The organism is Leclercia sp. EC_58 (assembly GCF_019584355.1).
Lineage (GTDB): Bacteria > Pseudomonadota > Gammaproteobacteria > Enterobacterales > Enterobacteriaceae > Enterobacter.
The window spans coordinates 1,358,003-1,373,466 of sequence record NZ_VDAM01000001.1; the positions used below are offsets into that span (position 1 = coordinate 1,358,003).

Below are 15,464 nucleotides of genomic sequence, written 5' to 3' on the forward strand. Positions count from 1 at the left end.
AAGGCTGGGACGGAAGTCACTGTCGTTCTCAAAATCGGTGGAGCTGCATGACAAGGTCATCGGGCATTATCTGAACATAAAACACTATCAGTAAGTTGGAGTCATTACCGGATTATGCTTCATCCGGTTACGTGACTAGCCCGTAATAAATAAATCAGGCTTTTACTGGTTATTATTTGCTGTACTTTTAATTTTACACACACTTTCTTTTTCGACAGGGTCAGACAGCCGCAATAATAGATGCTGGCTGCGTATCCTTTCACTCCTGATTTATTCGTTGCGACATTTTTTATCTCGTTAAATGAGCGACGAATAAAACGATGAAGCAAGCAAATCGAGAGAATATAAATGACAGCACGCGGGCTCTGCACGCATTAGCTAAATTAATGCCAAAATTATCGTCGCAGCAAACCTTAACGGATCTTCTCCAGACGATTAATCATACCTTTGGCGCCCAGACCAGCTGGGTGATGATGGAGGACGATGTGGGCCAGCCGCAGTTTGTCAGCGTCGGCGAATTAACCTGCCATTCTCCAGAAATTAAAGCCTTTCTTTCCAGTGCGTTATTGCAGCGTCACCACCGGGCATGGCGGGTCATCTGTTGGAAAGAGAAGATCGGTACGCTTTTATTTCCTGCCACCCATCCGGGCCATACGCATTTACAGTGTGGCGTGCTGTATAAATTGTCGCTGCAACAGGATCGCTGCAACGGCTACTTCTTCCTCGGCTTTACGCAACCGCAAAGCAGCATCACTGTGCTGAAAGAGGTGGTGGTGATCCTGGTCGAAAAACTGAAGGACTATTTGACCGGCCTCGTTGCCCGTGAGCGCACGGCAAAAGAGATGCAGCGGATGATCACCCAGTATAAAACCCTGTTTGAGCGGGCGCCGGTACTGATGAACTCCTTTGATCGGCATAGCCGCTGCGTATTGTGGAATGCCGAATGCGAAAAGGTGTTTGGCTGGACGATGGCGGAGATTAACACCCATGCCGATCCGCTGGCGCTCTTTTACCCTGACCCGGAGGAGCGCCGCCGGGTGCGCGAGTCGGTCAATACCACCCCGCTGAACGATATGTACGAATGGCATCCGCTGCGGCGGGACGGCGTTCAGCTGACGATCCTGTGGTCAAACATCTCTCTGCCGGACGGCTCTATCCTTAATATCGGGCTCGATATTACCGCGCGTAAAAAAGCGGAGCAGCAGCTGGAGGTGAAGGCCACCACCGACGATCTGACGCGCTGTCTTAACCGCTCTGCCATCCTGCAGCAGATTGGCGCTGCGCTGGAGGCCTGCCAGCGGAAAGAGGCCGACAGCCACTTCTCTGTCATGATGCTCGACCTGGATTTCTTTAAACAGATTAATGATAAGTGGGGGCATCTGGTGGGCGATGCCGCGCTGGTGCATTTTTGCGACTGCCTGCGGACGGTGATCCCCCCGGGGGCGGCGCTGGGCCGGGTAGGGGGAGAGGAGTTTTTACTGTTGCTGCCCAAAACTCGCAGCGACGCGGCGGTGCAGCTCTCCACGGTGCTCCGTCAGGCGCTCTCCCTCACGCCGCTTAAGGTCGGCAGCCGCACCTTAACGCTCTCTTTCAGTGCGGGCGTGGTGGAGGTGAGCGGAAAACCACGCGATACCTCATCGCTACTCATTAGCGCAGATAAGGCACTTTACGATGCCAAGCGTGGTGGAAGAGGTAAAACAATCGTCGCGGTTGATTATTTATAAATCACTTCAATCATCCTGAAGGGTTAAATAGCACAAAATTTCATGATGAAGTTGCGCTTTTTTCATTCTGTAGGTAGTTTGGCTTAATCGACGATTTTCTGTTGAGTTATCCGGGAGCCTGGCTTCCTGGAACGGTAATTATTTAACTTAATAAACACGAAACGAATACTTTCAGTTTGGCTTACGGACAAATATTATCGGCATAACTCAATATTAGGTTATTGGCGTTAAAAGTCAGTTGCTAACTTCGCATGATTCATGCAACGTAATCACCTGTTTAGCAAAGCATCCGGCCTTCATGACTACAGGCACATAAAAAGCAGGGATAATAGGGCGGAAATGAATCGTAACGCACGGGACAAGGTGCTGAGGATAGTCGGGGTTATCATGGTAGTTTTGCTACCTGTGATGCTTGCGCTATGGTTTGCTCAGCAACGCGCGGTCAACGAAACAAGCAGTCAACTTCGCTCATTTGCTGCTCTTGCTTTAGACAAAACTGAACTGGTTATTCAGCAGGTTGAGCTGGCACGTCATGCGGCTGAAAAATACTCGGGTAATATTTGCACACCGGAACACCGGCAATATATGTTAAATATCGTCCGGGGCCGACTCTACATTGCCGACCTGCTGTACGCCGAAGGTAAAGCGTTTCTCTGCTCAACCACCAGCACGCCTGAAAACCCCTATTTAATCTCTGCTGCCAATTACCAACGCGCCCCTGACGTCTCTATCTATTATTACCGCGATACGCCCTTTTATGCGGGATATAAAATGACCTATATGCAGGTCGGTAATTATGTGGTGGTGGTTAATCCCCTGACCTATAGCGAAGTCATGTCAGCCGACCGCTCCCTGGCGTGGGGGGTATTTGATACGGTGAACAACGACTTTTTCTCTATCAGCGAACAGGCAAAAGAAAAGGCATTAAAAAAGCTGATTGGCGATAACGAAGCTATATTCCAGAACGAAGGCCGCTTTTACACTATTGTTCATTCGGACAAACGCCCGATTGCCGCTATTGTTTCCACGACTAATCAGCGCTTTTACGAAGTGCTCTATCATCAGGCGACATTAACCCTGCCGCTGGGCATGATCAGCAGTATTATCATTTTATTGATGTGGTCACGGACGCGACGCGAATTTAATTCTCCGGGTCGCTTATTGCACCGAGCATTAAATAAAAGACAACTTTGCCTGCATTACCAGCCCATTATCGACATTAAAACAAATGCGTGTGTCGGCGCAGAAGCGCTGTTGCGTTGGCCTGGCTTTAACGGCCCGGTAATGAGCCCGGTAGAGTTTATCCCGCTGGCAGAAAAAGAGGGGATGAGCGAACGCATTACCGATTACGTGGTAGAAGAAGTCTTCAGCGATCTGGGCCATTTCCTGGCCTGTAACCCGCATCTTTATATCTCCATTAACCTCTCGGCAACGGACTTCCACTCTTCACGCCTGATTGCGATGATCACCGATAAAGCCCGGCACTATAATGTGCGGGCCCAGCAGATCAAAATTGAAGTGACGGAGCGCGGTTTCATTGATGTCCCCAGGACCACGCCGGTAATTCAGGCATTCCGCCAGGCGGGATATGAGGTGGCGATTGACGATTTTGGTACCGGCTATTCCAACCTGCACAACCTCTACTCGCTGAACGTGGATATCCTGAAAATCGATAAGACCTTCATCGATACGCTGACTACCAACAGCACCAGCCATCTTATCGTTGAGCACATTATCGAAATGGCTCAAAGCCTGCGCCTGAAAACCATTGCGGAAGGGGTAGAAACCGTGGAGCAGGTGATGTGGTTGAACAAGCGCGGCGTTCAGTATTGCCAGGGCTGGCACTTTGCCAAGGCGATGTCACCGCAGGATTTCATGACCTGGCAACATCAGCCCGTCGCGACAGCCCTTGCTCATAGCCACTAATTGAGCTGATGGCGATAGTCGCTGGGGGTGCGATCAAATTCGCGGCGGAAGACGCGGGAGAAGGTCTGCTGGGAGACATATCCCAGATCCATGGCGATATCAAAAATAGGCCGCTGGGTGGTGCGTAACGCCTGGGCCGCCAGCAATAATCTGCGTTGACGAATGTATTCGCCCAGCGTCTGGTGCGTGACGGCGCGGAACATTCTCTGTAAGTACCACTTCGAGTAACCCGACTTCTTCGCCACCACATCAATACTCAAAGGTTGATCGATATGGTCATCCATCCATTCAATAAGTGTCTGAATAATTTGTTGATGTGACATAGAGCAGCCTCTCTCTGGATACACCTGTATCGGTTGATTCGTCGTTTTGTCTGCGGGCGAGTATAATTCCTCAAGTTAACTTGAGGTAAAGAGGTTTTATGGAAAAGAAATTACCGCGGATTAAACCGCTGCTGTCGCCGGGCGAGGTGGCAAGGCGTAGCGGTGTGGCGGTCTCTGCACTGCACTTCTATGAAAGCAAAGGGTTAATTAAAAGCATCCGCAACGCCGGCAACCAGCGCCGCTATACCCGTGACGTGCTGCGCTATGTGGCGATCATTAAGATTGCCCAGCGTATTGGCATCCCGCTGGCCACCATTGGCGAGGCGTTTGGCATCCTGCCGGAAGGGCATACCCTGAGCGCAAAGGAGTGGAAGGCACTCTCTTCCCAGTGGCGCGATGAGCTGGACCGGCGCATTCACACCCTGGTGGCGCTGCGCGATGAGCTGGATGGATGCATTGGCTGCGGATGCCTGTCGCGCAGCGACTGCCCGCTGCGTAACCCTGGTGATAAGCTGGGCGAACAGGGAACCGGCGCGCGGCTGCTGGAAGAGGATTAACCGGTCGCATAAAAAACTAAAGCGCCACAACAGGGCGCTTTAGTTTGTTCCCGGTCTTTGTCTTTCTCTCTATCCCGCTGGTTCACAGGAGGGTTTCCCCCGACATCAACACCCCTCAGTCGAGCATCTGGTGGAGGTTCCGGCTTGTGCTGACACTTTAAGTCTAGGCCGTGGCCTTAGCTTTACCAGCCTCATCGCGCAAAAACTCGGCAAAATTTTTTTGCCAGGTTGTGCAATTTTCTATAGTTAGTGGATAAGCCCAACTGGAGATGACGATGATTAAGGTCCACCACCTCAACCAGTCCCGATCGCAGCGCGTGCTCTGGGCGCTGGAAGAGCTCTCTCTACCGTACCAGATCGTTCGTTATCAGCGGGATAAGACCATGATGGCCCCCGCCACGCTGCGTAAAATCCACCCGCTGGGAAAATCCCCGGTGCTGGAGGACAACGGCCTGATCCTGGCGGAATCGGGCGCTATCCTCGAATATTTGCAGGAAACTTACGATCCCGGGTCGCAGATGAAGCCCCAGGATCGTGAGCTAAAGCTGCAATACCGTTTCTGGCTTCATTACGCAGAAGGATCGTTAATGCCGCTGCTGCTGATGAAGCTGGTCTTCGCCAGCCTCGGTAAACCGCCCGTCCCGTTTGGCCTGCGAACGCTCGGCAAGGTGCTGGGGCAGGGGGTTGAGAAGGCCTATCTTAACCGTCAGCTGGAAACGCACGCCCGCTTTCTGGAATCCTCACTGGAGAAGCATCGCTGGTTCGCCGGGGATCATCTCAGCATGGCGGACGTGCAGATGAGCTTCCCGGTCTTCGCCCTGCTGGAACGCGGCGGCATAGACAATCTTCCCCGCCTGCAAAGCTGGAAGAAAAACGTCGAAATGCGTCCGGCCTGGCAGCGGGCGATTCAGCAGGGCGGGCCGTTCGAGATCCCTGGCGGGTCCTGAAATTGTTATTAAATTGCGCATTCACGATAACGTTTGCGCACACTCTGTTCACTTCTTCACCGCCTCGCACGCATTTTGGCGGAAAACGTCAAAGTTAAGTTGAAAATGCCCGCATTGAGGACGGATAATCGTTTGCCTTCATTTCGACACCCGTTTTGTCAGCGCAAAGCTAAACGTTTGCTTTTTTTATGACTCCCCTTTTTGTCATAAACGCAGCACAAGGATATGACGTTTAGCGGGTCGTGGAGTGTCCGTCACGCTGACAGACGACAATTATAATTTTCAGGGGATGTTTTCTATGTCTACGCCATCTGCGCGTACCGGCGGTTCACTCGACGCCTTTTTTAAAATTTCTGCCCGCGGCAGCACCGCGCGTCAGGAGATCGTTGCCGGTCTGACGACCTTCCTGGCGATGGTCTACTCGGTGATCGTGGTGCCGGGCATGCTGGGTAAAGCCGGTTTCCCACCGGCGGCGGTCTTTGTCGCCACCTGTCTGGTGGCCGGTGTCGGCTCCATCGTGATGGGTCTGTGGGCTAACCTGCCGCTGGCGATCGGCTGCGCCATCTCACTGACCGCCTTCACCGCGTTCAGCCTGGTGCTGGGCCAGCAGATCAGCGTGCCGGTTGCGCTGGGCGCCGTGTTCCTGATGGGTGTGCTGTTTACCATCATCTCTGCCACCGGCATCCGTAGCTGGATCCTCCGCAACCTGCCGCAGGGCGTTGCGCACGGCACCGGGATTGGTATCGGTCTGTTCCTGCTGCTGATTGCCGCCAACGGCGTTGGCCTGGTGATCAAAAACCCCCTGGACGGTCTGCCGGTTGCGCTGGGTGATTTCGCCAGCTTCCCGGTGATCATGTCGCTGATTGGCCTGGCGGTGATCATTGGTCTGGAAAAACTGAAAGTGCCGGGCGGCATTCTGCTGACCATCATCGGCGTCTCCATTGTCGGCCTGATTTTCGACCCTGCCGTACACTTCTCCGGCGTATTCGCCATGCCATCCCTGAGTGACGAAAACGGCAACTCGCTGATTGGCAGCCTGGATATCATGGGCGCGCTCAACCCTGTCGTGCTGCCAAGCGTGCTGGCGCTGGTGATGACCGCGGTCTTTGATGCCACCGGCACTATCCGCGCAGTAGCCGGTCAGGCGAACCTGCTGGATAAAGACGGTCAGATTATCGATGGCGGCAAAGCGCTGACCACCGACTCCCTGAGCAGCGTCTTCTCGGGTCTGGTCGGGGCGGCACCTGCTGCGGTGTATATCGAATCGGCGGCGGGTACGGCGGCAGGCGGTAAAACCGGTCTGACGGCGATTACCATCGGCGTGCTGTTCCTGCTGATCCTGTTCCTCGCGCCGCTGTCCTATCTGGTGCCGGCGTACGCCACCGCACCTGCGCTGATGTATGTGGGCCTGCTGATGCTGAGCAACGTGGCGAAAATTGATTTTGCCGACTTCGTTGACGCGATGGCCGGTCTGATCACCGCGGTATTTATCGTGCTGACCTGTAACATCGTTACCGGCATCATGATCGGTTTTGCCTCGCTGGTCATTGGCCGCATCGTCTCAGGCGAATGGCGTAAACTGAACATCGGTACGGTGGTGATTGCCGTCGCGCTGGTGGTCTTCTACGCGGGCGGCTGGGCGATCTAAGCTGTCAACTGCGCAAAAAGACGGGTGGCTCAGGCCGCCCGTTTTTATTTTCAGAACACATCTCGTTGTCTTATGCGTTACTCTGGGAAAGGTACATTAAGGCACGATGCCAGTGACCTAAACGAACAGAATTATCGCAAACAGGGAACGCATGGAAATTTTCTTCACAATACTCATCATGACCCTTGTGGTCTCACTTTCCGGGGTGGTTACCCGCGTACTGCCCTTTCAGCTACCGCTGCCGCTCATGCAGATTGCCATCGGTGCTCTGCTGGCCTGGCCGACGTTCGGATTGCATGTCGAGTTTGATCCGGAACTGTTTCTGGTGCTGTTTATTCCTCCTTTACTTTTTGCCGACGGCTGGAAAACGCCCACGCGCGAGTTTCTTGAGCACGGCCGCGAGATCCTGGGTCTGGCGTTGGCGCTGGTGGTTATCACCGTCATGGGGATCGGTTTTCTCATCTACTGGGTGGTGCCGGGGATCCCGCTGATACCAGCCTTTGCACTGGCGGCGGTGCTGTCGCCAACGGATGCCGTGGCGCTCTCCGGCATTGTGGGTGAAGGGCGCATGCCGAAAAAAATCATGGGGATCCTGCAGGGCGAGGCGCTGATGAACGACGCCTCCGGCCTGGTGGCGCTGAAGTTTGCGGTTGCCGTGGCGATGGGCACCATGGTCTTTACCGTCGGCGGCGCCACCGTGGAGTTCTTGAAAGTGGCGATTGGCGGTATCCTCGCCGGGTTTGTAGTGAGCTGGCTGTATGGCCGCTCGCTGCGCTTCCTCAGCCGCTGGGGCGGTGATGAACCCGCCACGCAGATCGTACTGCTGTTCCTGCTGCCGTTCGCCTCTTATCTGATTGCCGAGCACATTGGCGTGTCGGGCATTCTGGCGGCGGTGGCGGCGGGGATGACCATCACCCGTTCCGGCGTGATGCGTACTGCGCCGCTGGCGATGCGCCTGCGCGCCAACAGCACCTGGTCGATGCTGGAGTTTGTCTTTAACGGCATGGTCTTCCTGCTGTTGGGCCTGCAGCTGCCGGGCATCCTGGAGTCCTCCCTGGTGGCGGCCGAGGCTGACCCGAACGTCGACACCTGGATGCTGTTTACCGACATCGTGCTGATTTATGCCGCGCTGATGCTGGTGCGTTTCGGCTGGCTGTGGACGATGAAAAAATTCAGCGTCCGCTTCCTGAAAAATAAACCGATGGAGTTTGGCTCCTGGACGACCCGTGAGCTGCTGATTTCCACCTTTGCGGGCGTGCGCGGGGCGATCACCCTGGCCGGTGTGCTTTCCATCCCGCTGCTGTTGCCGACCGGCGATGTCTTCCCGGCGCGCTATGAGCTGGTGTTCCTGGCAGCGGGGGTGATCCTGTTCTCGCTGTTTGTCGGCGTGGTGATGCTGCCGATCCTGCTGCAACATATGGAGGTGGGCGATCACGTTCAGCAGCATAAAGAGGCGCGTATCGCCCGGGCGGCTACCGCGGAAGTGGCGATTGTCACCATCCAGAAGATGGAAGAGCGCCTGGCGGCCGATACCGAAGAGAACCTCGATACCCAGCTGCTGAAAGAGGTGAGCTCACGGGTCATTGGTAACCTGCGCCGCCGCGCGGATGGCCGAAATGATGTAGAGAGCTCGCTGCAGGAAGAGAATCTGGAGCGTCGCTTCCGCCTGGCCGCCCTGCGTGCCGAACGTGCAGAACTGTATCATCTGCGCGCCACCCGGGAGATCAGCAACGAGACGCTGCAAAAACTGCTGCACGATCTCGATCTGATGGAAGCGCTGTTGGTTGAGAAGCCGTAGTGGTTGATTGCCCGGTGGCGCTGTGCTTACCGGGCCTGGTAAACCGTAGGCCGGGTAAGGCGACGTCGCCACCCGGCGCTATTCTCCCACCCAAAACCCTTCACAGCATTTCAGCCACGCCTGAGCGCTGTGCGACAGATAGACCCCTTCCCGCCAGATCATCCCCAACTGCCAGTGCAGATCGCTCTGGAGCGGGATCCAGCGCAGGGTCTTTTTATCCAGCCGTTCGCAGATGGGCTGCGGCAGGATGGCAATTCCCACCCCCGCCTGCACCATCGCCGCCAGAAAGTCCCACTGCCCGCTGCGCACCGCGATACGCGGCTTAACGCCGTGCTGGTTGAACAGCTGCATCAGCTGGCGGCTGAGGGCAAAATCTTCGTTGTAGATCAGCAGCGGATGCTCGGCGAGGAGTTCAGGGTTGATGGCGTCGAGCGACAGCCAGCTGCCGGAGCGCGGCACCAGTACGCAGAGCGGATGGCTGAACAGCGGCAGCGCCGTCAGACCGCTATCCTCTTCCACCGGCAGGGCGGTCATGGCCAGATCCAGCTCGCCGTTGATCACCGCCTGCTGGACGGTTAAGCCGCCAAATTCAGAAATTTTTAGCTCTACGCCGGGGTAACGCTGGCGAAACAGACCGATAGGGCCCGCCATCATCATTCCTACCATTGGCGGGATGCCGAGGCGCAGTATGCCCTTGTTCAGGTGGTTGATGTCGCCAAGCTCGGCCTCCAGCTGGCGAAACTCCGCCAGGATCGCCAGCCCGCGCTCAAACACCACGCGGCCTGTGTCGGTCAGCAGCAGCTTGCGCCCGTCACGGATCAGCAGGGTACAGTTGAGTTCATCTTCGAGGTTTTTCAGCATTTTGCTGATGGTGGGCTGGGTAACAAAGAGCTTCTCCGCGGCGCGGGTAAAACTCTGCTGGCGGACCACTTCGACAAAGTAACGCAGCGTGCGTATGTCCATGACTATTCCTCGAAACTATACCTTTGATGATTTTAATTCATTTCAGTCAATTACGGGCGCTGACTATACTGGCGCTCCGTCTCATTTTGAGGAAATCCCCCATGACCGTGGCGTTAGGTCGCGTTACGCCTGCCGTCGTGCAACGACTCCAGGTACCGGTTCAGGTCCTGCTCTATGCCGCTCTTTTTGTCTTCGCTGAATACCTTGTTCGCTGGCTCCATCTGCCGCTGCCGGCCAATCTGGTCGGCATGGTGCTGATGTTCAGCCTGATCCTCTGTCGCGTCATTCCTCTTAGCTGGGTGCGGGCGGGGTCGCGCTGGCTGCTGGCGGAGATGCTGCTCTTTTTCGTTCCGGCAGTGGTGGCAGTGGTCAATTACGTTCAGCTGCTGATGGTGGACGGTTGGCGTATCTTTGCGGTGATCGCCCTGAGCACGCTGATGGTGCTGGGCGCGACCGCATGGGTGGTGGATAAAGTCTACCGCTTTGAAATCAGCAGGCAGAAACATGACTAACTTTCAGGTCAGCGTCCTCTGCCTGGTGGTGACGCTGGTGATCTATTTTGCCAACAAGCGCCTCTACCGCCGCTTTCGTAAACTGCCCCTGATGCCGCTGGTCTTCACCCCGATCCTGCTGGTGATGATGCTGGTGTGGGGGCATATCTCGTGGCAGAACTATATTGGCGAAGCGCACTGGCTGCTGTGGCTGCTGGGTCCGGCGACCATCGCCTTTGCGGTGCCGGTTTACGACAACCTCGCGGTGATAAAACGCCACTGGATGTCGCTCTCCGCCGGGGTGATCACCGCCACGGTGGTGGCCGTCACCAGCTCGGTCTGGCTGGCGCGGTTGTTTACCCTGTCGGACGAGATCCAGCGCAGCCTCGCGGTACGCTCCGTCACCACGCCTTTTGCCCTGGCGGCGGCGAAACCACTCGGCGGACAGCCGGATCTGGTGGCGCTGTTCGTGGTGGTCACCGGTGTGTTTGGCATGGCGGTAGGGGATATGCTTTTTTTGCGGCTCTCGATCCGCGAAGGGATGGCGAAAGGGGCCGGGTTTGGCGCGGCCTCCCACGGAGCGGGCACCGCGCGCTCCTACGAGTTGGGCCAGCAGGAGGGCGTGGTGGCCAGCCTGGTGATGATGCTCTCCGGCGTGTTGATGGTGCTGGTGGCCCCGCTGGTGGCGTGGGTGATGTTCTGATAAATGCCGGGTGGCGCTGCGCTTACCCGGCCTACAGATTCTGAATGCGGCGCTAACGGTTCAACCGCCGCACAATCCGCTCCACCTTCTGGCGGAAATCCGCCGCGACCTGAGCGGGTGCCTGGCCCTGTTCCAGTTTTTCCCGCGCCGAGGTGAACTGGTCGATCACCTGCAAGTCCTCAATATAGGGCGTGGCGACGACTGTGGTGTGCAGCGACTGCGCCTGGCGTAGCCCGGCAATTACCGGATCCTGCGGGTCAATCACCCCTTTCTCCGTCAGTTGCGCCTCCGCCGCCTTGTTGAGCGGAATGCCGCGCTCCAGCCCAAGAGCCTCCACCGACTGCGGATCGTTAAGCAGGTAATTCACCAGAATCGCCGCCTCTTTCGGATGTTGAGTGGATTTTGCCACCGACAGCATCTGCGCCGTTTTGAAGTAAACTCCGGACTCCTCTGTGCCGGGCTGCATCACGTAGTCGCCCAGCACCAGCTTCGCCGGTGGCGTCATGTTGTTGGCAAACATGCGAATGGTGATGTTCCAGGTGAAGAGCCCGCCCCACTCACCGTTAATCCACGGCTTCATCTCATAGAGGTTGCCTTTGCCATAGGAAGAGAGGGTCTTTGGCGACGGCAGAATGTGGTCGTCGCTCAGACGTTTCACAAAATCGAAGGCCTCGACCCACTGCGCGTCGTTCCAGGCAAAGGTGCCATCGCTGTTGAACATCGGCTTCTGGTGGGTCTGCATCATGTATGCATTGAGCAGCAGAATGACATCCTGATCGACCATGGCGTAGGGGTAGTAGTTGTTGCCCAGCGTCTGCTGGAACACTTTCCCGGCGGCAAAAAAGTCGTCCCAGGTTTTCGGATACGCCAGCCCGGCTTTCTGCCAGGTGACGTCGTTGTAGTAAAAGACCGGGGCGTTGACCGAAATCGGCAGGCCGTTGAGCTTGCCCTTCACCGTGGTCGATTGCAGATCCTGCGCCTGGTACTGGCTTAAATCGAGCTCCGCTTTCAACTTATTCAGGTCGTAATACCCTTCGCCGTTTTTGGAAAAGAGGATCAGCCAGGGCCAGTTGGTCTGCATTACATCCGGCTCGGTGCCGCTCGCCATCTGGGTGGTCAGGCGCGAAAGATGCCCGTCCCAGCCGGTGTATTCGGGCTTCACCTTAATCTCCGGATGCGCTTTTTCGAAGGCTTCCAGCGCCTTGAGTGTTGCCTGGTGGCGGCTATTGCCACCCCACCACGACATGCGTAGTTCAACGGGCGATTGCGCCCAGACAGAGGTACAGGAAAATAACAGCGATGCGATAACACCTGAAACGAGTTTTTTCATTATTGTCTCCGGAACAGAGGCATAAATATTGTTATTAAACAGGTGAGTAACTGCACAATACTACCGGCGGTTCCGGCGCGGCAGCGGGCCGCGCCGGGGTGAGACGCTTAGCGTTTCGTCAGACGGGATACCAGCTCAAACTCCTTAAAGTTGACCGGACGCTGCTGCTGCATGGAGATGTTGCCCGCAATGCCGGTGAGGATAGACATGGCCCCGGCACGGTGGTCCGCTGCGCGCTGCAGCGGATCGTGGCGTGGCTCGCCGAACAGGTCGGCCAGCATCGCGTTGTCGCCGCCGCCGTGGCCCCCTTCACCGAGGCTGAATTCCGCTTTCCAGGGTTCGGCAAACATCGGGAAGACGGTGAGGTCGCACTGCTCCAGGCTGCCCTCATGTTCCCGCTCCCCCCCGGCATTGACGTAGGACTTCTCGACGATCTTCATCTCCAGACGCCCTTCGGTGCCGTTAAAGACCACATTCAGCCCTTCCCACGGCAGGTAGGCATTGAGGGAGTAGGTGAGCTGGACCTGGTTCTGGTATTTCACCAGCACCGACATCGTATCTTCGATGGTGATCCCGTCGCTGAAGACGCTCTGGTCGCGGAAGTAGTGATCTTCGTGTTCGGCGTCCAGATAGAGCGCCTTAAGTTGCGCATTCTCTTCCATATGCAGCGCAAACGGGTCGTCTTTCGCGTCGGCAAAGCAGTGGGCGCGCGGGTAGAACCGGGTCACGCCGCGCTTCTCCGCATTCTCCCTGCCATAGAACTGCAGGCTGCCTTCGGCGTAAACGCGCTCCGGGTAGCTGCCCAGCCAGAAGTTCATCAGATCGAAGTGGTGGGTGGATTTATGCACCAGCAGGCCGCCGCTGTTGCGCTTTTCCCGGTGCCAGCGGCGGAAGTAGTCCGCACCGTGTTCGGTGTTAAGCAGCCACTCGAAATGGACCGAGGTGACCTTGCCGATCGTCCCCTGCATCAGCAGTTCGCGCACCTTGCTGTGGTGCGGCGCGTAGCGGTAGTTGAAGGCCACGCGCACGCTGCGGCCCGTCTCTTCAATGGCATCGAGTATGCGCAAGGCGCGCTGTTCGTCGATGGTCATCGGCTTTTCGGTGATCACATCGCAGCCGGCGTGCAGGGCGCGCACGATGTAGTCATCATGGGTGCGGTCCATGGTGGTGACAATGACGATATCGGGCTGCGTCTCGCGGATCATCTCTTCAAACTGCGCCGCCTGCCAGGTGGAAACCGGATCCGCCCCTTCGTTTTTTAATAACTGATTGGCGTACTGCATGCGCGTCTTGTTAGTATCACAGAACGCGACCAGTCTGGCATTTTCCCGCCAGGCGCCACCGATGGCGGAAATATATAAACCCGCGCGACCGCCGGTTCCGACCAGAGCATATTTTTTCATGGCATCCTCGATTAAATAACAGAATTAATATCAGCAGGTGACGCAATGAAACGTATTCCCCATCAACTGATGGAGCTGAACAGCACGTTTATCTGGCACTGGCCCTGGTTTATTCAGGGGGTGAAAAGCGCGAAACAGCACGGTTTCACTGGCATCATCCTGCACCAACAGGAACTGCTTTCAATACTTGCGACGCCCTCGCCGTTAAGCCAGAAACTCAACGTCGAGAACCTTATTCATCAGCAAAATTACGCCCTGCACTATTTAAAACGCGTCGACCGTTATCTGGCGGAAAATAATTTATCGTTCTGGCTTCAGGGTGAGGCCGCGCCCAATGACGACATTATTAAGCGTAAATTCCCGGAACTGACGTTCGACGAAAAGCACGCGCCCGATTTCTGGCACCCTTTTTATGCCGCGATACTGCATCCGCTTTTACAGGCGCTGCCCCATCTCGGCGGGCTGATTCTCAGCCTGACGACGCCAGACTTTCAGACCAGCCGCTGGCTGCAAAGCCTGTATGATGTCTGGAGCCTACTGCGCGCCCAGGGAAAAAAGCTCATCCTGCGCGACTTCATTGACAACAGCTGGCCGCGACAGCAGCTCTCCGGCATTCTGGCGACGCTCCCGGACGACGTGCGCGCCTCGGTAAAAGCCACCGAGCTGGATTACCACCCCGGTTTTGCCAACCATCCCAACATCGCCACCCTGCCGGGGCATAAAAAGTGGATCGAGTACGATCTCTTCGGTATCGGCTACGGCTGGAGCGCACTGCCGTGCTATCTGGCCGATGAGATTGGCGGCCGCTTAAGCTGGGCGCTCAGCGCCACAGAAAACGAAATCGAAGCGATTACCTCCCGCGTGAGCTGGCAGTGGTTGCCCGACAGCCGGGTGATGGACTCCGTCAACGCCATCAACCTGTTTGGCCTCTCTGCCGCCAACCATGCCGCCGATGCCGCGCTGCCCGCTACCTTCGAGCGTTGGGCTGAACACCATCAGTTCGGCTTTCGCGCTTTGGCGGACAAACATCAGCTTTCGGCCATCCTCCACGCCAGCTACGACTGGCTGTGCAAAACGCCAAACTTCCTCGGACGGCGGCTGCACTACCAGAGCCAGATCCCGGAGAGCATTGCCCAGGCGCAGCAATTGCTTCATACGGACACCCGCAGCGCTAACTGGCTGCACGCCTGGCAGCCGCTGATGCCCACCGACGATCCTGTTCTTGGCAAAGAGCAGCGTGAGCGGGTGGCGCTGGAAAAAGAGGCCGCCTGCTTCCTGGCGTCACGTACGCTGCACAACCTGCGTGAACTGATGCCGCGTATAACCTGCCCGGACGATACCCTGGCGATCCTGCTGGCCGCCTGGCGCAGCGCGGAGATCTACAGCCAGATGTTCTCTCACGTCGCCGCCGCCGTGACCGACGTCGTGTGGCTGGATCACTACGGTCCGCAAAGTCTGCCTGCCGATACCCTGAAGCAGCATCAGCAGCGGCTGCTGCACTTCAGCGACACCCTGGATCGCTGGCTGACAGATCCGCCCGCCAGCAGCCCGCTCTTCCTGCCGCTGTTGCTGAGCCCGGCGCGGCTGGAGTGCTTTGCCAGAAGCCTCGGCGAGTCGCTGTAACCAAAGAATAAAAACTGCGGTCGGGGTT

14 protein-coding genes are annotated in these 15,464 nt (G+C 56.7%); 10 read left to right on the forward strand and 4 right to left on the reverse strand.

From position 1 onward, the window contains the following. The 3 genes from FHC51_RS06680 to FHC51_RS06690 form a co-directional block, all read left to right on the forward strand. A partial coding sequence (locus FHC51_RS06680) for an IS1 family transposase (RefSeq protein ID WP_000306640.1) occupies positions 1-94 on the forward strand: 94 nt, incomplete at its 5' end. A gap of 226 nt (positions 95-320) precedes the next feature. Further along, positions 321-1,724, forward strand: a complete 1,404-nt coding sequence (locus tag FHC51_RS06685; protein ID WP_220435153.1) for a sensor domain-containing diguanylate cyclase — start codon at positions 321-323, stop codon at positions 1,722-1,724. A 339-nt stretch (positions 1,725-2,063) separates the two neighbouring features. Continuing rightward, positions 2,064-3,650 carry an EAL domain-containing protein gene (locus FHC51_RS06690; protein WP_114316146.1) on the forward strand — a complete coding sequence of 529 codons (1,587 nt, stop codon included), beginning with the start codon at positions 2,064-2,066 and terminating at the stop codon, positions 3,648-3,650. Here the strand turns inward: FHC51_RS06690 and soxS are convergent. After that, positions 3,647-3,973, reverse strand: a complete 327-nt coding sequence (gene soxS / locus FHC51_RS06695; protein ID WP_103177869.1) for a superoxide response transcriptional regulator SoxS — start codon at positions 3,971-3,973, stop codon at positions 3,647-3,649. The genes FHC51_RS06690 and soxS overlap by 4 nt on opposite strands. A gap of 98 nt (positions 3,974-4,071) precedes the next feature. Here soxS and soxR point away from each other — a divergent pair, with 98 nt between their 5' ends. The 4 genes from soxR (at position 4,072) to FHC51_RS06715 (ending at position 8,923) form a co-directional block, all read left to right on the forward strand. Continuing rightward, positions 4,072-4,530, forward strand: coding sequence for a redox-sensitive transcriptional activator SoxR (gene soxR / locus FHC51_RS06700; RefSeq protein ID WP_103177870.1), 459 nt, complete (start codon positions 4,072-4,074; stop codon positions 4,528-4,530). 275 nt (positions 4,531-4,805) lie between these two features. After that, positions 4,806-5,477, forward strand: a complete 672-nt coding sequence (locus tag FHC51_RS06705) for a glutathione S-transferase family protein (protein ID WP_114388177.1) — start codon at positions 4,806-4,808, stop codon at positions 5,475-5,477. A 298-nt stretch (positions 5,478-5,775) separates the two neighbouring features. Beyond that, positions 5,776-7,125 carry a guanine/hypoxanthine transporter GhxP gene (gene ghxP / locus FHC51_RS06710; RefSeq protein WP_220435154.1) on the forward strand — a complete coding sequence of 450 codons (1,350 nt, stop codon included), beginning with the start codon at positions 5,776-5,778 and terminating at the stop codon, positions 7,123-7,125. 151 nt (positions 7,126-7,276) lie between these two features. Continuing rightward, on the forward strand, positions 7,277-8,923 hold the full coding sequence (locus tag FHC51_RS06715; protein WP_114316144.1) for a Na+/H+ antiporter: 1,647 nt from the start codon (positions 7,277-7,279) through the stop codon (positions 8,921-8,923). Between the two features lie 78 nt (positions 8,924-9,001). Here the strand turns inward: FHC51_RS06715 and FHC51_RS06720 are convergent, their stop codons facing one another. Beyond that, on the reverse strand, positions 9,002-9,886 hold the full coding sequence (locus FHC51_RS06720) for a LysR family transcriptional regulator (protein ID WP_103177874.1): 885 nt from the start codon (positions 9,884-9,886) through the stop codon (positions 9,002-9,004). Positions 9,887-9,987: 101 nt separating this feature from the next. On the opposite strand from FHC51_RS06720, the gene FHC51_RS06725 reads away from it, so the two are divergent. Together FHC51_RS06725 and FHC51_RS06730 are read left to right on the forward strand one after the other, a co-directional pair. Next, positions 9,988-10,398: a CidA/LrgA family protein gene (locus tag FHC51_RS06725; RefSeq protein ID WP_103177875.1), complete on the forward strand. Its 411-nt coding sequence runs from the start codon at positions 9,988-9,990 to the stop codon at positions 10,396-10,398. After that, positions 10,391-11,080 (forward strand): LrgB family protein, encoded by a 690-nt coding sequence (locus tag FHC51_RS06730; protein ID WP_220435155.1) that lies wholly within the window; start codon positions 10,391-10,393, stop codon positions 11,078-11,080. The genes FHC51_RS06725 and FHC51_RS06730 overlap by 8 nt, the downstream gene beginning before the upstream one ends. A 52-nt stretch (positions 11,081-11,132) precedes the next feature. Here the strand turns inward: FHC51_RS06730 and FHC51_RS06735 are convergent, their stop codons facing one another. Then, positions 11,133-12,410 (reverse strand): ABC transporter substrate-binding protein, encoded by a 1,278-nt coding sequence (locus tag FHC51_RS06735; protein WP_220435156.1) that lies wholly within the window; start codon positions 12,408-12,410, stop codon positions 11,133-11,135. Positions 12,411-12,517: 107 nt separating this feature from the next. Beyond that, positions 12,518-13,813: a Gfo/Idh/MocA family protein gene (locus FHC51_RS06740; RefSeq protein WP_220435157.1), complete on the reverse strand. Its 1,296-nt coding sequence runs from the start codon at positions 13,811-13,813 to the stop codon at positions 12,518-12,520. Between the two features lie 45 nt (positions 13,814-13,858). On the opposite strand from FHC51_RS06740, the gene FHC51_RS06745 reads away from it, so the two are divergent. Continuing rightward, the gene (locus FHC51_RS06745) at positions 13,859-15,436 is read left to right on the forward strand and encodes a hypothetical protein (protein ID WP_220435158.1); all 1,578 of its coding nucleotides are present in this window, start codon (positions 13,859-13,861) and stop codon (positions 15,434-15,436) included. Positions 15,437-15,464 lie beyond the last annotated feature (28 nt).